Origin of the sequence: Brachybacterium tyrofermentans (assembly GCF_014897585.1) — a bacterium.
Lineage (GTDB): Bacteria > Actinomycetota > Actinomycetes > Actinomycetales > Dermabacteraceae > Brachybacterium > Brachybacterium tyrofermentans.
Window position 1 is genome coordinate 68,543 of the sequence record NZ_JABUXW010000014.1, and the last position, 22,179, is coordinate 90,721.

General features: G+C 69.1%; 23 protein-coding genes. 13 read left to right on the forward strand and 10 right to left on the reverse strand.

The genetic code is table 11. The features are described 5' to 3' along the window. Window positions 1-16 precede the first annotated feature (16 nt). On the reverse strand, window positions 17-973 hold the full coding sequence (locus tag INT49_RS11770) for a 1-phosphofructokinase family hexose kinase (protein ID WP_193117934.1): 957 nt from the start codon (window positions 971-973) through the stop codon (window positions 17-19). Then, a complete protein-coding gene (locus INT49_RS11775; protein WP_193117935.1) occupies window positions 970-1,731 on the reverse strand; it encodes a DeoR/GlpR family DNA-binding transcription regulator in 762 nt (253 codons plus the stop codon). Before INT49_RS11775 ends, INT49_RS11770 begins: the two co-directional genes overlap by 4 nt. A 396-nt stretch (window positions 1,732-2,127) precedes the next feature. On the opposite strand from INT49_RS11775, the gene INT49_RS11780 reads away from it, so the two are divergent. From INT49_RS11780 to INT49_RS11790, 3 genes are all read left to right on the forward strand, one after another. After that, on the forward strand, window positions 2,128-2,655 hold the full coding sequence (locus INT49_RS11780; RefSeq protein WP_193117936.1) for a phosphoribosyltransferase: 528 nt from the start codon (window positions 2,128-2,130) through the stop codon (window positions 2,653-2,655). Between the two features lie 156 nt (window positions 2,656-2,811). Continuing rightward, window positions 2,812-3,060: a type II toxin-antitoxin system Phd/YefM family antitoxin gene (locus INT49_RS11785; protein ID WP_226850371.1), complete on the forward strand. Its 249-nt coding sequence runs from the start codon at window positions 2,812-2,814 to the stop codon at window positions 3,058-3,060. Continuing rightward, a complete protein-coding gene (locus INT49_RS11790) occupies window positions 3,057-3,488 on the forward strand; it encodes a type II toxin-antitoxin system VapC family toxin (protein ID WP_193117937.1) in 432 nt (143 codons plus the stop codon). Before INT49_RS11785 ends, INT49_RS11790 begins: the two co-directional genes overlap by 4 nt. Window positions 3,489-3,538: 50 nt before the next feature. On the opposite strand, the gene INT49_RS11795 is transcribed toward INT49_RS11790, so the two are convergent. Both INT49_RS11795 and INT49_RS11800 read right to left on the reverse strand, forming a co-directional pair. Then, window positions 3,539-4,420: an ABC transporter permease subunit gene (locus INT49_RS11795; RefSeq protein WP_193117938.1), complete on the reverse strand. Its 882-nt coding sequence runs from the start codon at window positions 4,418-4,420 to the stop codon at window positions 3,539-3,541. Beyond that, a complete protein-coding gene (locus INT49_RS11800; protein WP_193117939.1) occupies window positions 4,417-5,178 on the reverse strand; it encodes an ABC transporter ATP-binding protein in 762 nt (253 codons plus the stop codon). Before INT49_RS11800 ends, INT49_RS11795 begins: the two co-directional genes overlap by 4 nt. 124 nt (window positions 5,179-5,302) lie before the next feature. Between INT49_RS11800 and INT49_RS11805 the strand changes: the two genes are divergently transcribed. Together INT49_RS11805 and INT49_RS11810 are read left to right on the forward strand one after the other, a co-directional pair. Then, window positions 5,303-6,547, forward strand: coding sequence for a sensor histidine kinase (locus tag INT49_RS11805; protein ID WP_193117940.1), 1,245 nt, complete (start codon window positions 5,303-5,305; stop codon window positions 6,545-6,547). An 8-nt stretch (window positions 6,548-6,555) separates the two neighbouring features. Beyond that, window positions 6,556-7,218 carry a response regulator transcription factor gene (locus INT49_RS11810; RefSeq protein ID WP_319021598.1) on the forward strand — a complete coding sequence of 221 codons (663 nt, stop codon included), beginning with the start codon at window positions 6,556-6,558 and terminating at the stop codon, window positions 7,216-7,218. Between the two features lie 69 nt (window positions 7,219-7,287). On the opposite strand, the gene INT49_RS11815 is transcribed toward INT49_RS11810, so the two are convergent. Both INT49_RS11815 and INT49_RS11820 read right to left on the reverse strand, forming a co-directional pair. Beyond that, entirely contained in the window at window positions 7,288-8,868 is a 1,581-nt protein-coding gene (locus INT49_RS11815; protein ID WP_193117942.1) for a glycoside hydrolase family 10 protein, read from the reverse strand. Between the two features lie 96 nt (window positions 8,869-8,964). Continuing rightward, window positions 8,965-10,038 (reverse strand): DUF808 domain-containing protein, encoded by a 1,074-nt coding sequence (locus INT49_RS11820; protein ID WP_193117943.1) that lies wholly within the window; start codon window positions 10,036-10,038, stop codon window positions 8,965-8,967. A 229-nt stretch (window positions 10,039-10,267) separates the two neighbouring features. Between INT49_RS11820 and INT49_RS11825 the strand changes: the two genes are divergently transcribed. Beyond that, the gene (locus INT49_RS11825) at window positions 10,268-10,915 is read left to right on the forward strand and encodes an SDR family oxidoreductase (RefSeq protein ID WP_193117944.1); all 648 of its coding nucleotides are present in this window, start codon (window positions 10,268-10,270) and stop codon (window positions 10,913-10,915) included. 177 nt (window positions 10,916-11,092) lie between these two features. Then, on the forward strand, window positions 11,093-12,262 hold the full coding sequence (locus INT49_RS11830; protein WP_319021599.1) for an MFS transporter: 1,170 nt from the start codon (window positions 11,093-11,095) through the stop codon (window positions 12,260-12,262). 13 nt (window positions 12,263-12,275) lie between these two features. Here INT49_RS11830 and INT49_RS11835 read toward each other — a convergent pair whose 3' ends face one another. Beyond that, window positions 12,276-12,590: an acylphosphatase gene (locus INT49_RS11835; protein ID WP_193117946.1), complete on the reverse strand. Its 315-nt coding sequence runs from the start codon at window positions 12,588-12,590 to the stop codon at window positions 12,276-12,278. Window positions 12,591-12,645: 55 nt separating this feature from the next. Beyond that, window positions 12,646-15,147, reverse strand: coding sequence for a phosphoketolase family protein (locus INT49_RS11840; RefSeq protein WP_193117947.1), 2,502 nt, complete (start codon window positions 15,145-15,147; stop codon window positions 12,646-12,648). A 279-nt stretch (window positions 15,148-15,426) separates the two neighbouring features. Between INT49_RS11840 and INT49_RS11845 the strand changes: the two genes are divergently transcribed. Further along, window positions 15,427-16,197 carry a PepSY domain-containing protein gene (locus INT49_RS11845; protein ID WP_226850375.1) on the forward strand — a complete coding sequence of 257 codons (771 nt, stop codon included), beginning with the start codon at window positions 15,427-15,429 and terminating at the stop codon, window positions 16,195-16,197. 96 nt (window positions 16,198-16,293) lie between these two features. Further along, window positions 16,294-16,854 (forward strand): GNAT family N-acetyltransferase, encoded by a 561-nt coding sequence (locus INT49_RS11850; RefSeq protein ID WP_193117948.1) that lies wholly within the window; start codon window positions 16,294-16,296, stop codon window positions 16,852-16,854. Between the two features lie 72 nt (window positions 16,855-16,926). On the opposite strand, the gene INT49_RS11855 is transcribed toward INT49_RS11850, so the two are convergent. Then, entirely contained in the window at window positions 16,927-17,925 is a 999-nt protein-coding gene (locus INT49_RS11855) for a phosphotransferase enzyme family protein (RefSeq protein WP_193117949.1), read from the reverse strand. A 34-nt stretch (window positions 17,926-17,959) separates the two neighbouring features. Next, the gene (locus tag INT49_RS11860; protein WP_193117950.1) at window positions 17,960-19,132 is read right to left on the reverse strand and encodes an amidohydrolase; all 1,173 of its coding nucleotides are present in this window, start codon (window positions 19,130-19,132) and stop codon (window positions 17,960-17,962) included. A gap of 84 nt (window positions 19,133-19,216) precedes the next feature. On the opposite strand from INT49_RS11860, the gene INT49_RS11865 reads away from it, so the two are divergent. The 4 genes from INT49_RS11865 to INT49_RS11880 all read left to right on the forward strand — a co-directional run bounded on the left by INT49_RS11865 (window position 19,217) and on the right by INT49_RS11880 (window position 22,169). Further along, on the forward strand, window positions 19,217-20,095 hold the full coding sequence (locus INT49_RS11865; protein WP_193117951.1) for a polyphosphate kinase 2 family protein: 879 nt from the start codon (window positions 19,217-19,219) through the stop codon (window positions 20,093-20,095). 89 nt (window positions 20,096-20,184) lie between these two features. After that, window positions 20,185-20,682, forward strand: coding sequence for a thiol peroxidase (tpx, locus tag INT49_RS11870; protein WP_193117952.1), 498 nt, complete (start codon window positions 20,185-20,187; stop codon window positions 20,680-20,682). A 127-nt stretch (window positions 20,683-20,809) separates the two neighbouring features. Continuing rightward, complete coding sequence (locus tag INT49_RS11875; RefSeq protein ID WP_193117953.1) at window positions 20,810-21,190, forward strand: DUF488 domain-containing protein; 381 nt, start codon at window positions 20,810-20,812, stop codon at window positions 21,188-21,190. 163 nt (window positions 21,191-21,353) lie between these two features. Next, window positions 21,354-22,169, forward strand: coding sequence for a sulfite exporter TauE/SafE family protein (locus INT49_RS11880; RefSeq protein ID WP_193117954.1), 816 nt, complete (start codon window positions 21,354-21,356; stop codon window positions 22,167-22,169). Window positions 22,170-22,179: the final 10 nt, after the last annotated feature.

Sequence of the window (22,179 nt, forward strand, 5' to 3'; positions counted from 1 at the left end):
GACGAGGGGAGACGGGTCAGAGTCGGACGACGCCGTCCGCCGCGATGCGGACCTGGTCCGGGCGGGGGATGGTGGTGCCGGGCAGGCCGACGGCGGCCGTCCCGTAGGCGAGGGCGCGGGCCAGGCGCAGGTCAGGTGCCTCGCCGATCTCGTGGCCGATCAGGTAGCCGGCGGTCGCGGAGTCGCCGGCACCGACGGTGGAGACCACGGCCGAGGGGGCTGAGGGGCAGTACCAGGCGGCGCCCTCCGTGGCGAGCAGCCCGCCGGCACCGCCGAGGGTCACCAGCACCGCGCCGACTCCGCGGAGATGGAGCATGAGGGCCGCGTCGCGAACCCCCTCGAGGTTCCCCTCGCTCACCTGGCTCTCGAGCTCGTCGCCGGGAACGCCGACGATCTGGCCGAGCTCCTCGGCATTGGGCTTGAGGAAGTCCGGAGCGGTGCCGGGAAGTGCAGTAGCGAGGGCTGCGAGCGGCGCATCAGAGGTGTCGACCCCGACGCGGGCGCCGCGCGCCTGGAGCAGGTCGATCAGGCGCACGTACTCGTCGGCCGGGAGCCCGGGAGCGAGCGAGCCGGAGAGCATGGCGATGTCCTCGTCCCCGACGCTCGAGATCAGCAGCTGCTCGAGCTCCGCGATCTCCGCCGCGCCGAGCGTGGCACCGGGTTCGTTGAGCTTGGTGGTGACCTGTGGCGAGGACAGCACGGTGAGGTTCGTGCGCACCGGGCCGCGGATCGGGGCGGCGCGGTGGGGGAGCTCCTCGGCCTCGAGGAGGGCGAGCAGGGGGTCCGACGGGGCGGCCGGCAGGATCGCGGTCACGTCGATCCCGGCGCGGTGCACGCCGAGCGCGACGTTGATGCCCTTGCCGCCGGGCTGGGTGCTGTCGCCGCTGATGCGGTGCACCCCTCCGGGGACGAGCGGACCGCCCAGGTCGATGGTGCGGTCCAGCGAGGGGTTCGCGGTGAAGGTGATGATCATGCGCAGATCACCTCGACCCCGGCGTCGGTGAGCTGGCGCAGCACCTCGGGCGGCAGGCCGTCGTCGGTGACGAGGGTGTCGATGTCCGCGGCTCGCGCGAAGGTCACCAGGTGCCGGGAACCGGCCTTCGAGGAATCGGCGAGGACCACCCGCAGCCCGGCGGAGCGGACCATCGCGTCCTTCACGGCGGCCTCGTCGGGGTCCGGAGTGGTGAAGCCGTCGCCGTCCAGGCCGTTGCAGCCCAGGAACGCGATCTCGGGATGCAGGAGGCGCATCGCGTCGACGGTCGCGGAGCCGACGGCGGCCTGGGTCGTGGGGCGCACGCGGCCCGGGAGCACATGCACCTCGAGATCGGTGTGGACGAGAGCGCCCTGGGCGATCGCGGGAGCATTGGTGATCACGGGGCCGCGCCGACCGGAGAGATGGGGGAGGAGCTCTGCGGTGGTGCTCCCGGCGTCGATCAGCACGGCGGCGCCCGGATCTGCGGGGAGCAGACGCACGGCGGCCGTCGCGATCCGTCGTTTCACGTCGACGTTGGTGGTGCGGCGGGACTCGAGGTCGGGCTCGACCTCGGTGGTGCGCCGGGGCACTGCGCCGCCGTGGACCCGGGTCAGCGAGCCCTGTCCCGCGAGCTGGTCGAGGTCGCGCCGAACGGTCTCGGTGGCGACGTCGAACTGCGCAGAGAGGTCCGTGACGGCGACGCGGCCGGACTGCGCGAGGGTGTCGAGGATCTGTCGCTGGCGTTCGCGGGCGTACATGGGATCACCTGCCTCATCGAAGGGGGATCGCGGGCGTCGAGCGAGCCTCGGCTCCGCAGATGACCGCACACTACGCCACAAAGCCACATGAAATAACAGTTAATATCTGTGGGAATGTGTGGCTGAATGCATGAGTCGGGGGCAGCAGGGCGATGGCGGGCGAGCTGAACGGCGCGGCCAGCATCCTGCGCGGAGGTGCTGGTGGGACGGGGCCAGGGCGCGGTCAGGGCCGCTGCAGCCGGAGATCAGCCAGAGCTCAGCCAGCGATCCACCGGTGGAAGGCCGGTCCGGACGAGTCGACCGTCACGCAGGCGCCCGCTGCGCGGGCTCGAGCGCATGCGGGCCGATACCATCGTTGCTCTCTGCGTCGATCGCACCCCGAGGAGAAGAGAAAAGATGTCCCAGGCCTACCATGCCGACTCGTCCGAGCTGTCGACCAAGGAGGTCCTGACCTGGGAGCTGTTCGGCACCGCCTCGCGGGAGCTGGCGCAGATCATCGCTGATTCTGCGTTCGAGCCGGAGATCGTCATCGCGGTGGCCCGTGGCGGTCTGCTGCCGGCCGGGTCCCTCTCCTACGCCCTGGGCCTGAAGCTCGCCGACGCGATCAACGTCGAGTTCTACACCGACGTGCACGAGACCTTGCCCGAGCCGGTTCTGCTCGCGCCGATGCTGGACAACGAGTCGATCCAGGGCAAGCGACTGCTCGTGGTCGACGATGTCGCCGACTCCGGCCGCACCCTCGCCCTCGTGCTCGACCTGCTGCGCGAGCAGGGCGCCGACGCCCGCAGTGCGGTGCTGTACTCGAAGTCCGCCTCCGTCGTCTCCCCGGACTTCGTGTGGCGGCGCACCGATGAGTGGATCGTCTTCCCGTGGTCGGCCGAGCCGCCGGTGGTCGCGAACCAGGGTGCCGCCGCGACGGACTGACGCACCGAGGACGGACGCGCGCTTCTTCATGTCGTCCGCGATATCCGCCCAGATGGCAGGGCATGAGTGCTCTTCCGCCCTCGGGCGCGGGCGCGGTGCGCAGAGATTGCTACGATCGCGAGATCGAGCTAAAGTAGGTATCTACCTACGGCGGAGATGATCGTGATGACGACGATAAGTGCTGGTCAGTTCAACCGCGACGTCAGCGCGGCCAAGCGCGAGGCCGGTCATGGACCGGTCGTGATCACCGATCGCGGCGAGCCTGCCTTCGTTCTCCTGTCGATCGAGGAATACCGACGTCTGGGAGAAGACGGCGCAGATCTGGTCGAGCGGTTGAGCATGGTCGATGACGTCGACTTCGACGTCGAGCCGATCAAGGTCGGTCTGAGGGTTCCTGACCTGTGAGCTATCTGCTCGACACGAACGTGGTCAGCGAGCTTCGCAAACCGGAGCACAAGGCCGACCCGATGGTGCGCTCGTGGGTCGCATCCCGTGCCCCGTCAGACCTGTACCTGTCGGTACTGACGATCATGGAGATCGAGATCGGGATCGGACGACTAGCTCGTCGAGATCCTGCTCAGGCGGGTCGTCTGCAGACATGGCTGGAGGATGATCTGCTCAAGGTGTTCGCGGGCCGAATCCTTTCCATGGATCTCGCCGTGGCCCGGCGGGCGGCGCGGCTGCATGTTCCTGATCCGAGTCCAGAGCGGGACGCCATGATCGCCGCCACGGCGGCAGTCCACGCCTTGACCGTGGTGACGCGCAACGTCAAGGATTTCGAGCAGTTGGATGTCGCGCTCATCGATCCGTGGGGACGACGCGAGGACGGGTAGACACCACCAGCGGCGAGACGCGAGACCCGAGCCGTGCTGTCATCGTGTCCTCACTGGAGGTCCGGGGCGTCTGTTCGGACGAAGCGTATCGATGCCACAGCGGCAGCGATGATCGCCCAGGCGGCCAAGGCCAGCATGGCTGTGATCGGTGTGATTCCTGTGGTCGTCACCGTTGACCCGGTGAGCGCGGCTAGCGGGTTTGTTCCGCTGATGTCGGGAACGAGGCCGAACGGAAGAAAGAGTGCGGGGTTGGGTGTGCCGACGATGAGGAGCGTGATCGGCCGTATGACGCTTTCGACGATGATCGCCGCTCCGAGCACGATGATCACCGTGACCGGGCTGCGAGCGAGCAAGCCGATGGCGAATCCGATCGCGGCATAGAGAACGAGAGCGAGAGCGCCCTTGCCCCATAGCCCGGCCAGCGCGACGGTGTCGAGTTGCAGTGGCGCGCCGTGGATGGCGAGGCCGATGGTGAGCAGGAGGCCCCGGATCACGACGAGCACGACGACCCCAGCGATCACCGTGAGAGCGAGAGCGGTCATCTTGGCGAGCAGCAGCTGCGCCCGGCGGGGTTCGGCGAGGGCACTGGCGGTGAGCGATCCGCGCCGGTGTTCGGTGGTAATGGTCAACGCACCGATGAGCAGGGCTGCGATGGCGGGGAGGCCGCTGCCGGTTCCAGAGTTGCCCAGCAGGTCGATGATGACTTCTTGGGTTGCGGGAGCGTCGAGGCTTAACGCAGCGAGCTGGGACGGGTCGAGTTGGTCGGCGTCAGTGGCATTCGGGATGACCTCGTTCAGGGCGATCAGCCCGTCGATGATCGAGGGCAGCAGGACAAGGAGCAGCCCGATGAATACGGCCTCGGCGACGACGAGGATCCCGATGATCCTCGCGACGAGCGAGAAGCGGAGGCGAAGCAGTTCGCTGGCGATCACGCTCCCACCTCCTGCGTGGCAGAGGCTGTATGGAGTGTGGAGAGGTAGAAGGCTTCGAGGTCGACGCCTTCGGGCAGCTGGCCGAGGGTCGTCTCGGCCAGAATGCGACCACCGCCGATGATGACGACGTCGTCGATGAACCGATCAAGTTCTGCCAGGACGTGGCTGGTCAGCAGCACGGTGGCTCCGCGGTCTGCGTAGTCGCGCAGGAGGGTGCGCATCCAGATCATGCCCTCCGGATCGAGCCCGTTGGCCGGCTCATCGAGGATCAGTGTGCTCGGCTCCGGAAGCAGCGCGAGGGCAAGACCGAGTCGTCGCCGCATGCCTTGCGAGAAAGTCCTGATCTTCCGGTTCGCGACCTCGGACAGTCCCACCTCGTGAAGCACGCGGGGTATCCGCGACCTCGAGGTGTGGGTTGCGGCGCACGCGATGCGCAGCTGCTTGGTCGGCGTCAGACCTGGGTGCAGGCCGGCGTTCTCCAGGAGCACGCCGACCGACCGCCCGGGGTGCGCGATCGCCCGGTACGGGTAGCCGCCGAAGGTGGCAGAGCCTGTGGCGGCAGCGGTGAGCGCCAGCAGTATGCGAATGGTCGTGGTCTTGCCCGAGCCGTTCGGACCCAGGTATCCAGTAACGCGACCCGGGCGGGCCGCGAACGAGATATCGCGGAGAACGTCGCGATCGCTGAACCTCTTGCTGAGGCCCTGGACCTCGATCGCGAGACCGGACAGCGGTGGCGGAGCATCGGCTTCATCATTCATGCGTCCAGCGTGTCGGGGTCGGAGCCCACGGCACATCTGTCGCAAGACAGATTTCCCGGGGACGCCGCGAGAAGTCCATCCTCCGACAGATGCCGATCTCCCCGCACTCAGACATCATGGGGGCATGTCTTCGGCGACTTCGACCGGTAGCACCGGCAGGTACGACACCCTCGTCGTCCTGGCGGTCGGCGCCTTGAGCGTGGCTGTGGGTGCCCTGTATCTGTGGGCGATCCACGACTACATCATCGACGGTGGAGTCGCACGGTACGTCGTGTTTCTCGTGGTCAACACGCTGGCCGCCGGTCTGCTGTGGTGGCATCGGCAGCATTCGCTGCTGGTGTTCAGTGGGGTGATGCTGGTCCTTCTCACCAGCTCGATGCTGACCGGGCAGACCGGCAGTGCGGCGTTCACCCTGCCGCTCTGGTTCAGCGTCTACGCCGTCGCCGCGTACGCGCCGTTCCGACTCGGGTTGATCGTCGTGGCGGCCGGATGGCTGCTCAGCACGTCCTTGAAAGTGGGGCTCGCCATCCGGAACGGTCTCGAGGTCACGGTGCCCGAGATCGGCCTGGTCACGCTGGATATTGGTTTCTTCTTCGTCGCGTGCTCTGCGGTCGGTTATGGGTTCCGTCTCCAGCGGCAGCGTGCCAGCGATGCCGCTGAGCGGGCCCGGCTGGTCGAGAAGCACTCGCGCGCGGTGAATGCCGAGGCCGTCGCGACGGAACGCAACCGTCTCGCTCGCGATCTGCACGACCTCGCCGCTCACGAGGTGATGGACGTCCTGCTTTCCCTCCGGGCACTGAGGCTCACCAATCACGAGCCGATCCTGACCGAGGTGGAGGAGAAGACCGCTCGGGCCCTGGACAACATGCGCATGGTGGTCCGTGCTCTGCGCGAGGAGGATGTCGACGACCCGGCCCGATCGCCCCTCGACGTGGCTGCTCGCGAGCTGATCGACGCTGTAGCCAGGGAACGGGGTATCGCCGTGGATTCGCACGTCCGGGTACCTGCCCGTGTCGGTGACGCCGCGGCCTCCACGGTGCTCAGCATCTTGAAGGAGGCTCTGCTCAACGCCGATGCCCATGCCCCGGGACACACGGTCACCGTTGCTCTCGACGCCGATGGTGACCGCGTGCAGCTGACCGTCACCAATCCGACCAGTCAGCATCTCGGCAGTGAGGAGCGATCATCGCCGGAGCACGCCCGGAACGCGGGCACTGGCTATGGGCTGGTCGGTGCGGCTGAACGGGCCGCGCTGCTGGGCGGGATGCTTGAGGCTGCCCCCACGCCGAACGGGGACTGGATCGTAGCCCTCACGCTGCCCAACCCCTCACCCGCTGACCGGGCTTACGCCGTCGGGAGGAGCGCATGATCCGGGTATTGATCGCCGATGACCAGCCCAGCGTCCGTCGCTCTCTTCGCACTTTTCTCGAAGTCGACGGCGACATCGAGGTCGTGGGCGAAGCGTCCAATGGCCATGAAGCTGTCGAACGGGCCCACAGTCTGCGGCCCGACGTCGTGCTGATGGACGTGCGGATGCCCGGGGGTGATGGCCTCACGGCGACTGCTCAGCTCACTGATCCGACCGCTGAGCGGCCGGTCCCCGTCGTCGTGATCACGACTTTCGACCTCGACGAATATGTCTTCGGGGCGCTGGAGAAAGGGGCTGCGGGCTTCCTGCTCAAAGATGCCGATCCAGCGCATCTGACCCTCGCAGTGAGGGCTGCTGCGGCCGGAGACGGACTGGTCTCTCCTGCGGTGACCGGCCGCGTGATCCGCGAGTTCGCCCGTCGGCGGCCAGCCGAAGAATCGTCTCTGCCGCTACCCGACCTGACTGCTCGAGAGGGCGATGTCCTCACCGCCCTCGCTGACGGGCAGAGCAACGCCGAGATCGCAGAGAGCCTGTTCGTGGAGGTCGGTACGGTGAAGACCCATGTCTCACGCATCATCGCCAAGCTCGGCGTCCGCGATCGCGTCCAAGCCGCGATCTGGGCGCATCAGAATCCCTGCTGGGACCGTGGGGGCGGAGCGGGCACGCGGTGAGCCGGCGGGCCTCCACGTGCCCGACGTCCTCATATCGAATCGTGGGCTGGACAGTGGCCGGTGCCGCAGTCAGCCGCGCACCCGCACTGCTTTCGAGGGCGCACTCTGGTGCCAGGTGCGGTCGTAGGCCGTGACCGCGTAGTACCCGTTGCCGTCGGCGCCCTCGGCCTCGAGGTGCACGAGCGCCTGCGAGCCCCGGTCCGCGCGCACGGTCGCCACCAGATTCCGCCCGTCGGCGAGAGCCTCGTCGGTCACGTCGGCGGTGGGCAGGTGCCACAGGGCGTAGCTGGCGGCTCCGTGCCCTCTCCATCGCACCTGCACCCCGTCCTCCGTGCGGCGCACCACCAGCACGGTCGGCGCACCGGGAGCCTCACCGGGCACCATCTCGAGCTCGGGCACGATCGCCGGGTGCTGATAGTGGCGCTGGACGAGGTCGTCGACCGAACCGGTGGTGTCATCGCGCAGGCTCGCCGCGCTGAAATACACGTTGCCGTCCACGGCGTCCAGGCTGCGGGTCAGATCGACGTGATCGCCCAGCTCTGTGACCTCGGGGAACACTCCGCTGATCGCCTTGTAGGCGGCTTCGCCGATGTACAGGCCCACATCGGTGCCCTCGACCTTCTCGGCCCACCAGTTCACGAGGGTCTCGTAGTCCGCGGCGGGGTGGCCGAACTGCCAGTAGATCTGCGGGGTGATGTAGTCGACCCAACCCTCGCGCACCCAGCGCAGCGAATCCGCGCAGATGATCTCGTAGCTCTCCGAGCCCGAGGTGTCCGACCCCTCCGGATCGCTCGTGGAGTTCCGCCAGATCCCGAACGGGCTGATCCCGAAGCGCACCCACGGCTTCTCCGCATGGATCCGCTCATGCATCTCGCTGACCAGCAAGTTGATGTTCTCCCGGCGCCAGTCCTCGATCGAGGTGGCGCCATCGGACTGGGCGTCGTACGTGGCTTGGTCCGGGTACTCCTTCCCGGCGATCGCGTAGGGATAGAAGTAGTCGTCGAAGTGGGCGCCGTCCACGTCGTACCGCGAGATCGCATCCATCATCGCGTCCTGCACGAAGGCGCGCACCTCGGGCAGGCCCGGGTCGTAGTAGAGCTTCCCGCCGAAGGGCCAGACCCAGTCGGGGTGCACCCGCGCCGGATGGTCCTCGACCAGATCAGGCGTCTCGCTCATCGCAACCCGGTAGGGGTTGAACCAGGCGTGGAACTCGATGTTGCGCTCGTGGGCCGCCTCGATCTGGAAGGCCAGCGGATCGTAGCCGGGATCCTGCCCCTGAGTGCCCGTGAGGTACACCGACCAGGGTTCGAAGCGGGAGGGCCAGAAGGCATCCGCTGTGGGCCGCACCTGGGCGATCACCGCGTTCAGGCCGAGCGACTGAGCACGGTCCAGCCAGGCGATGTACTCGGCCTTCTGCTCCTCGATGCTCAGCCCGCTCGTCGAGGGCCAGTCGATGTTGACCACGGAGGAGAGCCACAGGGCGCGGAACTCCCGGGAGGGCGGGGGAGCGGGGTCCTCCCCAGGGGCAGCGGGCGCAGAAGCGGCAACAGCCGGTACCGCCGACGCGGCCTCCGCGGCGGTGACTGCGGTTCCGCCGACGGCGGCCCGGGTGGACAGGGACAGGAAGGAACGGCGATCGACAGGATGCACGGCGCTGTGGACTCCTCGGTCGGTGACGGTGGTCACCAACGGTCGCACGGCCTGGGAGGCCGGGCAAGCACCGTTGCGATGCCGGGAGCCCTGGGGTCAGCCCTTCGCGTCGTGACTCTCTGAGCCGGCGTCGGAGCTCTCAGCGCTCTCGGCGCTCTCAGTGCTCTCCACGGTGCCGTGCTGGCCGGCGTCGTGCTGGCCGGCGCTGTCCCCGGCGTGCCCGCTGCCGTCATGCCCGTCCTCGTCGTGATGCCCGAAGGGCAGGAAGTGCAGGATCACGGCGATGATGCCGCCGATGATCAGGCCGAACACGAAGGAGAAGGCGGTGTTGATCAGCCAGCCGAGGATCGCGCCGACCCCGGCGATGCCTGCGACGGCACCTTCGAGGTGGTGCACGAAACCGTAGGGCTGGGCGAGGCCGAGGTCATGGGTGCCGACCAGGAGGATGTGCCCGCCCACCCACAGCATCGCGACCATGCCCACGTAGCTGATGACGTTCATGACCTTCGGCATCGCGCCGACCAGGCCGCGGCCGAACCTCTGCTTGAACTCGGAGTCGTCATCAGCCGCCATGGCAAGCCCGACGTCATCCATCTTCACCAGGACGCCTACGGCCCCATAGACGAGGACGGTGATGCCGATGGCCACGATCACGAGCACGATCGCGCGTGCCCACAGCGACTCGGCATCGATCGAATTCATGGAGATGACCATGATCTCGGCGGAGAGGATGAGGTCGGTGCGCACGGCGCTCGAGACGATCTTGTCCTCGGCGCCGGCACCCTCGGCGGCCGCCGGTGCCTTCTTGGGCTTCCCGCTGACGAGCTCCCAGATCTTCTCGGCGCCCTCGAAGCTGAGATAGAGGCCGCCGAGCATGAGGATCGGAGTCAGCGCCCAGGGAGCGAAGGCGCTGAGCAGAAGCAGGACCGGGAGGATGAAGATCAGCTTGTTGCGGAAGGAGCCCTTGGTGATCCGCCAGATGATCGGCAGCTCGCGCTTGGGCTCGAGCCCTTTCACGTACTGCGGCGTCACGGCAGCGTCGTCGATCACCACGCCCATGGCCTTCGAGCCCGCCTTCGCGGACACTGCGGCGACATCGTCGGCGCTGGCGGCGGCGAGCCGCGCGAGCGCTGCGACGTCGTCGAGGAGTGCGGCGAGTCCACCGGCCATGCGAGGTTCCTTCCCCCGAGGGATCGGACGCCCGACGGCGACCGCGGTCAGGATATCGGTCGCGGCACGAGCGCGGTGCACGAGCGCGGTGCACGAGCGCGGTGCACGGGCGCGCGCATCGAGGGTGTCGACGGCGGAGAGCGCCACGCGGATCACGACGCATTCCACCAGGAGTGAACCTGGACGGCACGGTCTCGACGTGCGCTGATGACGGTGCAAAGGTGGGCACATGGATATTGCACTTATCGGAGGACATGGCAAGGTCGCGCTGCTCGCGGAGCCGCTGCTCGTGGAGGCGGGCCACACCGTCCACGCGGTGATCCGCGATCCGGAGCAGACGGCGGAGATCGAGGCCACCGGGGCGAAGGCCGTCGTGGCGGACATCGAATCGCTCGACGCCGACGGCTGGGACGAGCTGCTGCGCGGCAAGGACGCGGTGGTGTGGACGGCGGGCGCCGGCGGCGGGAGCCCGCAGCGCACGTGGGCTGTGGACCGGGACGCGGCGATCGCGTCGATGGAGTCGGCCCGGCGCGTCGGCGCCACTCGCTACGTGATGGTCAGCTACTTCGGCGCGAGCCTCGAGCACGGCGTGCCCGAGGATGAGCCGTTCTTCGCCTACGCCGAGTCCAAGGCCCAGGCGGACGCGCACCTGCAGGGCACGGACCTGGAGTGGACCATCCTCGGCCCCTCCGGTCTCACCCTCGAGGAGCCCACCGGGCGGATCGACGCCACCACCTCCGAGAGCAGCACCGTCTCGCGCGGGAACGTGGCCCGCACCATCGTGGCGGCACTCGATCGCCCCGGAACCGTCGGGAAGTTCCTGACCTACAACGACGGCGAGCAGGAGATCGGCGCGGCCTTCGACGCTGCTGTCTGATCGAGCCTCTCTGAGGGTCCGAGATCCAGGACCCGCAGGACCGCAGGACCCTGGACGGCCCCGGCAGCGCGAGATCACCTACTCGGCGCCCGGGGCCGCCCGCTGTCCCGGGCCGCCGTGCCCTATCGTGAGGGAGTTTGCCCGAGGAAGCATCGGGCCCGGTCCGGAGGAGCAGCAGTGGACAGCGCACGACGGTGGGGAGGGGTCGTCGCCCTCGCCCTGGGGATCTTCATCCTCATCACGATCGAGGAGCTGCCCATCGGCGTCCTCAGCGTGATGGCACCGGATCTCGGGGTCAGCGCCGGCGTGGCAGGCCTCGCCGTCACCGTCCCGGGCGTTCTCGCCGGCATCGTCGCCGTGCTGACCCCGGTGCTCGTGCGCGGGCTGGACCGCCGCCTCGTGCTGGTGATCGCCCTGGTCTCCGTGGTGCTCTCCTGCCTGCTGAGCGCCGTGGCGCCCACGTTCGCGGTGCTCCTGATCGCCCGGCTCTTCGCCGGGGTCTCCATCGGTCTGTACTGGGCCGTGCTGGCCATCGTCGCGATCGGCCAGGTTCCTCGCGAGCACACCTCCCGGGCCCTGACGGTCGCCTTCGGCGGGGCGGGCGCTGCCCTGGTGCTGGGCGTCCCGGTCGCCGCCTGGATCGGCACGCACGTGGGCTGGCGCACCGCCTTCGTCGTGGTGGGCGTCGCGGCGGCAGTGGTCGCGGTGCTGATCCTGGTCCTCGTGACGCCGGTGCGCTCGCCGGTGAAGGTGACCCCGTCGATGATGCTCGCCGCCGCCCGCACCCGCGGCGTGCGCTACGCCGTGGCGCTCACCACGCTCGTCGTGGTCGCGCAGTTCATCACCTATGCGTATGTGAGCCCGATCCTCCTGGAGCGTGCCGGAGTGCCGGTCACCCAGGTCGGGATGATGCTGCTCGTGTTCGGCATCGCCGGGCTGATCGGCAACTTCGCCGTCGCCCCGCTGCTGAGCCGCAGCGCCCCCTGGGGCGTGCTCGTCGTCTCTGCCGGGATGGGAATCGCCCTGCTGGCCGTGCTCGTGCTGATGCGCAGCCCCGCCTCGGCATTCGCGATCATGCCGTTATGGGGCCTGTTCGTCGGCGCGATCTCGGTGGCGATCCAGGCGTTCGTCAACTCCCAGGCCACGGAGGTGATCGAGGAGGGCACCGCGTTGAACAGCGCCGTGTTCAACACCGCGATCGCCGGGGGCGCCCTGGTGGGCGGCCTGATCATCGACTCGGCCGGCCAGACCGCGCTGATCGTGACCTCCACGGTGATGATCGCCGCCGGCGTGCTGGTCGCGGTGAACTACCTGCGCACCACGCCGCGCGCGCACGTCGGTGCCTGAATCGGCCGGTGAGTCAGCCGGTGATCCGGAACGAGTCCGCCCCGCGCGGCGCCTCCGGGCGCACGTCGATCCCGCTCACGTGCGCGCTCGTCGGCCCCTGACGCAGCCAGGCGAGCATCGCGTCGACCGCGTGCTGCGCCCCTTCGATGTCGGCCTCGACCGTGCCGTCCCACAGATTGCGCACGGTGCCGGCCACACCGAGCCGCGCCGCCTCCGAGGCGGCCGCCATCCGGAAGCCGACGCCCTGGACCTGCCCGCGCACCCGGACGATCCTGCGCTGCGCCTCTGCTGATCCGCTCGCCAGCTCGGGGTTCCGCTGCGTGCTCATCTCGTCCTCTCCGACCTGCCGACCTGCCGACGCTCCGGCCCTGGGGCGGGCCGCCTCAGTTGTCGCCCCCGGTGTCCTGGGCCTGCGCGGGGGCGCCGTCGCCCGCCTCGTCCGCGTTGTCGTCCCACTGCCACTGCGCGATGTGCGCCGGATCCTCGCCGTGCTCGTACGCGTGGGCTCGTGCCTGGAGCCGTGCGTCGACCATCCGCTGGCGCAGTCCCGCATACCGGGTGGCGAGGCCCTCGACCCGGTCGATCACGTCCATCACGAGGTGATAGCGGTCGGAGTCGTTGAGCATGAGCATGTCGAAGGGAGTGGTCGTGGTGCCCTCCTCCTTGTAGCCGCGCACGTGGATCCGGGAGCTGCGATCGTGGCGGTAGGCCAGGCGGTGGATCAGCCAGGGATACCCGTGGTACGCGAAGATCACCGGGATGTCCTCGCCGAACAGCCCGTCGAAGTCCTCCGGGGAGAGGCCATGGGGATGCTCGGTGTCCTCCTGCAGGCGCATGAGGTCCACGACGTTGATCACCCGGACCTTCAGGTCGGGCATCGCTTCGCGCAGGATCTTCGCGGCCGCGAGCGTCTCGATGGTGGGGATGTCGCCGGCGCAGCCCAGCACCACGTCCGGCTCCTCGCCGTCCACCTCGGTGCCGGCCCATTCCCAGATCCCGAGCCCGCGCGCGCAGTGCACCACGGCCTCGTCCATGCTCAGCCAGTTCGGGTTGGGCTGCTTCCCGGCCACCACCACGTTCACGTACTGGCGCGAGCGCAGGCAGTGGTCGTAGGTGGACAGCAGCGTGTTCGCATCCGGCGGCAGGTACACCCGCACGATCTCGGCCTTCTTGTTGACCAGGTGATCGATGAACCCGGGATCCTGATGGCTGAAACCGTTGTGGTCCTGTCGCCACACGTGCGAGCTGAGCAAGTAGTTCAGCGAGGCGATCGGCCGGCGCCACTCCAGCTCGTTGGTGACCTTCAACCACTTGGCGTGCTGATTGACCATCGAGTCGACGATGTGGATGAACGCCTCGTAGGAGGAGAACAGGCCGTGGCGGCCGGTGAGCAGGTATCCCTCGAGCCAGCCCTGGCACTGATGCTCCGAGAGCACCTCCATGACGCGGCCGGATCGCGCCAGGTGCTCCTCGCGGTCGTGCGGCTCGAAGTCCGCGTTCCACTGCTTGTCGGTCACCTCGTACACCGATTGCAGACGGTTCGAGGCTGTCTCATCGGGCCCGAAGATCCGGAAGTTCTCGGGATTCTCGGTCACCACGTCCCGCAGCCAGCCGCCCAGCACCCTGGTGGCTTCGGAGACCGAGGCTCCCGGATGCTGCACCTCGACGGCGTGGTCGCGGAAGTCCGGAAGGCGCAGCGGGATCAGCACGGAGCCGCCATTGGTGGCCGGGTTCGCGGACATCCGCTGCAGCTCGCTCGGAGCGGCGGCCGCGATGTCCTCGAGCAGGTGACCCTCCTCGTCGAACAGCTCCTCGGGGCGGTAGGAGCGGAGCCAGGTGTCGAGGTCGGCGAGGTGCTCCTCGGTGTCCCGGGCGCTCGCGAGCGGCACCTGATGGGAGCGCCAGGACCCCTCCGTGACCTGCCCGTCGATGGTCTTCGGCCCGGTCCATCCCTTGGGGGTGCGGAAGATGATCATCGGCCACGCGGGCCGCTCCGTCTCGCGGCCGGCCGCGGCATCGGCCTGCGCCTGCTGCTTGATCTCTGCGATCTGGTCCAGCGCCGTGTCGAGCACCGCGGCGAAGCGCTCGTGCGCCGCCATCGGATCCTCGTCCTGGAACCCGCCGGTGAAGAACAGCGGGGTGTGCCCGTAGCCGCGCATCAGCGCCTCGAGCTCCTCGTCGCCGATGCGGGCCAGCACGGTGGGGTTGGCGATCTTGTAGCCGTTCAGGTGCAGGATCGGCAGCACCACCCCGTCCTGCTGGGGGTTCGTGAACTTGTTGGAGTGCCAGGAGGTCGCCAGCGGACCGGTCTCCGCCTCGCCGTCGCCCACCACGGTGAAGGCGATCTGGTCGGGGCGGTCGAACATGGCGCCGTAGGCGTGGGAGAGGGCATAGCCGAGCTCGCCGCCCTCGTGGATCGAGCCGGGGGTCTCCGGAGCGACATGCGAGGGGATGCCGCCGGGGAAGGAGAACTGCGTGAACAGCCGCTTCAGGCCGTCCTCGTCCGGGCTCACGGCGGGATACACCTCGGAATAGGTGCCCTCGAGGTAGCTCGCCGCCACCAGACCCGGCCCGCCATGGCCGGGCCCGGTGATGTACATGGCGTGCAGGCCCCGCTGCCGGATCGCCCGGTTCGCATGGGCGTAGAGGAAGGTCAGCCCCGGGGTGGTGCCCCAGTGGCCGAGCAGGCGGGGTTTGACGTGCTCGCGCTGCAGAGGGATGCGCAGCAGCGGGTTGTCCTTGAGGTAGATCTGCCCGACCGAGAGGTAGTTCGCGGCCCGCCACCAGGCGTGGATCCGGTGCAGCTCCTCCTCGGTGGGGGACTGCGCGGGGGAGTCCGGCCAGGTGCTCGTGGTGGTGTTCGCGGTGGTCCTCGTAGAGGTCATGGCGCCTTCCTGCTGCATCAGACATCAGGGTCCCCTGGGGGCTGCTTCCCACCGTAGGTCGTCGGTGGCGGACGGGGAAGGCCGGAGGTCCCGATCAACGGATCTGTGCCGCCCGGAGACCCCTGCCCCGCACGCGCCCTGCGACACGTGGTGGCAGTGGGGCCGGTGAGAGCCCGATGAGAGTGTTCTCAGAGTGCTGGATCTCCTGGGAAGTGCCTCGTAGCCTGGGGGTATCTTCACGACGTATGCCGGGCCCGCCCCGGCAGGACAAGGACCGCCATGATCCGCACGATGCGCTCACGCTCCACCCTCCGCAGCACCACGCGGGCCGCCGCCCTCGGCGCCCTCGTCATCGCCCTCGCCGCCGGGTGCGGGGACACCTCCGGGGACGACGGCTCTCCGGCCGACGGGGACTCCGACCCCTCCGTGAGCGACGGTGGGGAGGCGACGGGCGACGACGCCTCCGGCGGCGACGGCTCCGCAGGCGGCGACACCTCGGAAGCGGTTGGCGCCTCGGATGCAGGTGGCGCCGACGGGGCGCCCTCGGACGGCGGCACGGCAGGCGATGGCGCCGGTGACGACGCGGCGGCCGGCGGCGCACCGCTCCCCGAGAGCGCCGACCTCGCCACCGAGCAGCTGCCGGTTCCCGTGGAGGACGCCGTCGCGATCGCGCTGGAGACCGCAGGCGGCGGGGAGACGGTGTCGGTCTCGATCGACCACGACGACGACCGCGACTGGGTGTGGGAGATCGAGGTGGCCCTGGACGGCCGCGAGCACGAGATCGACATCGACGCCGCCACCGGTGAGGTCCTCCAGCACGAGGAGGACGACGACAGGGTCGACGAGCCGGCCGTGGACGTCACCTCGCCCATGACTCCCGCCGAGGCGATCGATCTCGCCCTGCAGAAGCACGACGGCCGGGTCTCCAGCTGGGACCTCGACTCCGACGACGGCACGATCCGCTACCAGATCGACCTCGAGCGGTCCGGCGGCGACGACACCGAGATCGAGGTCGACGTCGAGACCGGTGAGGTACGGGTCGAGGACTGATCCGTCGCAGGAGCACGAGCAGGAGCTGCACTGCTCGACGCGGTGTGCGCTCGTACGGGCGTTGTCGACACCGTGCGCGTCTGAGATGCTCCTGGCATGGCCTCCCTCGTGCAGCCGACCATCGCCGAGGGCTCCCTCTCGTCCGCCGCCCAGCCAGTGCTCCGGGCCGGACCGATGATCTTGAGGCCGTGGACCGAAGGCGACATCCCAGCAGTGTCTGCTGCGTACTCGGACCCCGAGATCCGGCGTTGGCATGCACGATCCATGTCGTGCGAGGAAGCGAGCACCTGGATCTCGGGGGCTCATGAGGCGTGGACGCTGGAGACGGGAGTCAGCTGGGCCGTGGACGTCGACGGTGCACTGGCAGCACGGATGACGCTCAGGGTCGAGAAGACCGACGGCATCGCGACGGCCGCGTACTGGGTACGACCTGACGTCCGAGGCCGAGGGGTCGCGGCCCGAGCGCTCGACTCGGCGGCACGCTGGGCGTTCTCCGTCGGGATGCATCGCGTCGAGCTCGAGCACTCGACGAGGAATCCGGGCTCGTGCCGCGTCGCGATCAGAGCCGGGTTCGCCGCAGAGGGGACACGTCGCCAGAGCGTCCTGCACGCCGACGGATGGCATGACATGCACACGCACGCGAAGATCGCGGAGTGAGCCGGCGCTCGAGAGTGTGCAGCACTGCGGAACTGCCTGATCACGGCATGCGGCCCGACCTCATCGTAGACGTCAGATGCGCCAGTGCTCCGCCTCAAGCTCCTCTGCTGCAGCGCGCGACCAGCTGGATCGCCCGTCGGACTCAGGAACCGTCGCGAGTGAGTACCACAGCACGAGGATCCGCCGCCATCGCCGCTCCGAGTCGCTCGGCCGGTTGACTGCGTCGTATCCCCGGAAGAACTCTTCGCGCACCGCCAGAGTGACCGGCTCCCAGTCGGTGAACCTCGTGCCGAGGAGCACGGCGGACCGTCCGACCTCATCCACGCGGAGGTCGACCCTCGCCTCATCGAAGTCCAGCACAGCGGCCACCTTGTTCCCCGACCACAGGATGTTGGTGGAGCGGTAGTCGCCATGCAGCAGCTGCACCGGCAGGCCATCGTCCTCGGCGTCCAGGGAGTCCGCGAGCGTGCGCAGCGCTGGCGCCGGAAGGTGGGAGCAATCACCGCTGAGCCACTCCTCGATCCGCGCCCGCACGCTCGGGACCGCGTCAGACGAACCCAGAACCGGAACGTCCTGCGTGATCTCGGCGAGTGCATGGTGCAGCCGGGCGAGCTGAGCACCGGCGCCGTGCACCTGAGTCGGATCCGCCGTGTCGAGGATCTGTCCGGGGATCTCCCGTTGCAGCGCGAGGGAGACGCCATCGACCTCGACCTGTCGTCGACCATCACAGGAGGTCAACGGAGCCGAGACCGGGACCTCCCGGTGGGCCAGCTCGGCGAGCACGTTCGACAACGCCCCCAGCCGCACGAACCTGTCGGTCGCGATCGACCATTTCGCGACCAGCGTTCCTGCCGACGTCCCGAGCCACGTCAGGGCGTTGCTGTCCGACATCACGATCCGTGCGCAGGAGAAGACCTCGATTCCCCAGAGCGAACGGACGGTTCCGGTGATCCAGGCAGTAGCTTCGCCGGCACCCGCGAACCCGAACCGGTCGCGCAGCACGACATCCGGAGAAGCGGCCTCCCACAGCATCTCGACGGCCGGAGTCGCCGGGGCCTGCCGATCGCTCATCGGGCTATCGCATCAGGGGCAGGACGGTCAGCTTTCATCGCGACGCGATCACCGGCTCCCCGGCCTCGTCCCGGTGCATCACCTCACGCCCGTGCTGCCACACCCGCAGCGAGCGGTTCCGGGTGTCCAGCGGATCGCCCTCCCAGAGCACCAGGTCCGCATCCTTGCCGACCTCGATCGAGCCGAGCCGGTCCTCGACGCCGAGCACCTCGGCCGGGTTCAGGGTGATCGCGCGAAGGGCGTCGGCCGGATCCATGCCGTGCTTGACGGCGAGAGCCGCCTGGTGGACGAGGAACTCGATGGGCACCACCGGGTGGTCGGTGATGATCGAGACCTTCACGCCGGCGGCGGCGAGCAGGCCGGGCGCCTTCGGGGTGCGGTGACGCACCTCCACCTTCGAGCGGGACACGATCAGCGGGCCGTACAGCACGGGCACCCCGGCGGCGGCGACCCTGTCGGCGATCAGGTACGACTCGGTGCCATGGTCCAGCACGAGCTCGAAGCCGAACTCCTCGGCGATCCGCAGCGCGGTGGCGATGTCGTCGGCCCGATGGGAGTGCTGGCGCCACGGGATCTCGCGGCGCAGCACGCGGGCGAGCGCCTCGCTCATCAGATCGGCCTCGCGATCCGACTTGTCCTTCGCCATCCACACCTGGGCCTTCGCGAAGGCCTGCCGGATCGTGAGGGCCACCCCGAGACGCGTCGACGGGGTCTGCTTGCGCTCGCCGTAGATCCGCTTGGGATTCTCACCGAGCGCGGCCTTCAACCCCGAGGGGCTGCGCAGCACCATGTCGTCCACGATCCGGCCGTGGGTGCGGATCGCCACGGCGAGCCCGCCGATGGGGTTGCCGGAGCCGGGATTCACGTTCACCGCGGTGACGCCGCCGATGATCGCGTCGTCGAAGCCGATCTCCACGGGATTGATCGCATCGATCGCCCGCGCCGCCGCCATCACCGGGTCGGTCATCTCGTTGGTGTCCTGGCCGGCCCATCCCTCGCCCTCCTCGTCGACCCCGAGGTGCACGTGGGCGTCGATGAAGCCTGGCAGCAGCCAGCCGCCGCCCGCGTCGACGACCAGCGCGTCCTCGGGGATCTCGACGTGGGGCCCGACCGCGGTGATGCGGCCGTCCTCGACCAGGACGGTGCCGTCGAGGGCGGGGGAGGAGATGGGGAGGACGTGGGCGTTGGTGAGGGCGGTGATCGTCATGCCCCGACACTCGCCCGACCGATCGGTGGAGTCAAGTGCGGGCAGAACGCCGTGCGGGCGGACTGTGCGGGTTAGCCTGCCCCTATGTCGAAGAAGCAGAAGAAGAGCGACCCCGCAGCCCAGGAGCCTCGCGGCTTCGCGATCCCGTCGGACTGGACGGAGGATCTCTCCGAGCTCGATCCGCACGCCACTCCCGGCTTCACCGGGAAGAAGGCCGACGGCAAGGAGCAGCTCGCCGCCCGGGACAGCACCCTCGACGAGCTCCAGGAGCGGCTGTACGCGGAGAACCACGGTGTCGAGGGAGGCCGCTCGGTGCTGCTGATCGTGCAGGGCATGGACACCTCCGGCAAGGGCGGCATCATGCGCCACGTGGTGGGGAACGTGGATCCCCAGGGCGTGGACATCACCGCGTTCAAGGCCCCCACCCGCGCCGAGAAGCGCCACGACTTCCTGTGGCGCATCCGCAAGCACGCCCCGGAGCCCGGGATGATCGGCGTCTTCGACCGCTCCCAGTACGAGGACGTGCTGATCCATCGCGTGCACGGCTGGGCCGACGCGAAGGAGATCCGCAGCCGGTACACCGCGATCAACGCCTTCGAGCGTGAGCTCACCGAGGCGGGGACCGTGATCGTGAAGGTCATGCTGCACATCTCCCGCCAGGAGCAGGGCGAACGGCTCATGGAGCGGCTCGAGCGGCCCGACAAGCACTGGAAGTTCCACCCCGGGGACGTCGACGAGCGCGCGCACTGGGACGCCTACCAGGAGGCCTATACGAAGGCGCTGCGGGCCACCTCCACCGTCGGTGCCCCGTGGACCGTGGTCCCGGCGGATCGCAAGTGGTACGCCCGCCTCGCGGTGCAGCAGCTCCTGCTGGACGCGCTGCGCGGCATCGACCCGCAGTGGCCCGAGGCGGAGTTCGACGTCGCCGAGCAGACCGCCCGGCTCCAGGAGACCATGGACTGATCCGGCGCCGGGAACGGGGCGCCTGCCGGCCCCCGCCGACTCCCAGGAGTCGGCTTGTGCCGTTCAGCTCGGCGGATGATGATGGAGCCATGGCTTCCATCACCTTCAAGAACACCCCCATCTCGACCGTCGGCGAGCTTCCCGCCCAGGGCTCTGCCCTGCCGGCGTTCGAGCTCGTCGGTCAGGACCTCTCGCCGGTCGCGAGCTCCGACCTCGCCGGCAAGCGCGTCGTGCTGAACATCTTCCCCTCGCTGGACACCGGCACCTGCGCGATGAGCGTGCGCACGTTCAACGAGCTCGCCGCTGGCCTCGAGAACACCGTCGTCGTCTGCGTCTCGAAGGACCTGCCGTTCGCGCAGGCGCGCTTCTGCGGCGCCGAGGGCATCGAGAACGTCGTCACCGGCTCCGCCTTCCGCTCCTCCTTCGGCGAGGACTACGGCGTGACCATGAGCGACGGCCCGCTGGCGGGCCTGCTCTCGCGCGCCGTCGTCATCACCGACGAGACCGGCAAGGTCGTCTACACCGAGCAGGTCGGCGAGGTCTCCGAGGAGCCCGACTACGAGGGCGCGAAGGCCGCTCTGGCCTGAGAGGCACTCACCCGAGCAGCGCCCCTCCGCGGCAGCAGCTGCCACCCCTGGCCAGGGCCCGGTCCGCCTCCCGCGCGGATCGGGCCCTGTCCCGTACCCGGGACGAAACCCATCGGAAGGACAGATCATGAGCAGCATCGAGATCACCACCGACCGCGTCCACGACGTGCTGGACGATGACGGCTCCGGCGCCGACGAGTACCGCGTGCTGGTGGACCGGCTGTGGCCGCGCGGCATCACGAAGGAGCGGCTCGCCCACGACGACTGGGACAAGGACGTAGCCCCCAGCTCCGATCTCCGGACGTCCTTCCACGACGACGACCTGGACTTCCAGGAGTTCTCGGGCCGGTACCGCCATGAGCTCGACGACAGCGACGCCCCCCAGGCGCTCCTGGACCGGGCCCGAGAGGCCGGAGCTCACAGGATCGTGCTCCTGTTCGCTGCGAAGGACACCCAGCACAACCACGCCCAGGTGCTGCAGGAGGCGCTGCAGGGACTCGTGCGCTGAGAGCACGGTGCGAGATCCTGACCAGGGACCAGGAAGGTCGATCTTGACCGGCGACCCGGACCGGCGGCTCTGACAGGACAGTCCTCTCCGCTCCCGTCCTGCGGCCGTGCTGTGATGCGGACATCCGCCCGCTCCGGCCCTCCGGGCAGTAGGGTCGTCGATCGTGGAACCGCTCTCGCTCATCGTCCTGCTCGTGATGGGCACCCTCGCCGGCGCCATCAACGCCGCAGTCGGCTCCGGCTCGCTGCTCACCCTCCCCGTGCTGATGGCCCTCGGCATCCCCCCGGGCGTCGCCGTGCGCACGAACACCGTGGGCATGCTCTTCTCGACGATCGGCTCCGTCGTCGGCTACCGCAAGGAGATCGACGAGGAGAAGCACGACCTCCCGCCGCTGGTCCTCACCGCCGCCGGCGGAGCGATCCTCGGCTCGCTCCTGCTGCTGGTCTCCCCGGCCTCGGCACTCGACGTCGTCGTGCCCGTGCTGATCGTGGTCGCCCTGGCGATGGTCGTGTTCCAGAAGCGGATCACGGCGGCGCTGCGCGCCCGATCGGATCGACGCAGGGCCGCCCGGGGGCCGGTGGCGCCGACGTCCGACGGCTCGGACCGCAGCCCGCTGCGCTCACCGGCACTCGTGGGCTCGATGGGCGCCGCCTCGATCTACGGCGGCTACTTCACCGCCGCACAGGGGATCCTCTACCTCGGGATCCTGGGCACGTTCACCGGTCGCACGATGGGCTCGGTGAACAGTGTGAAGAACCTGCTGAGCCTGGTCGTGAACCTCGCGGCCGCAACCATCTACGTCATCGCGCACTTCGTGATCGGGGCGGAGATCGTGTGGCTCGCGACCGCCGCGATCGCCGTCGGCGCCCTGATCGGCGGCTACTTCGGCGCCCATCTCGCCAAGCTGATGCCCGAGTGGCTGCTGCGCGGCATCATCGTCGTCGTCGCGCTGATCGCCCTCGTGCGCCAGTTCATCTGAGCGGGAGCAG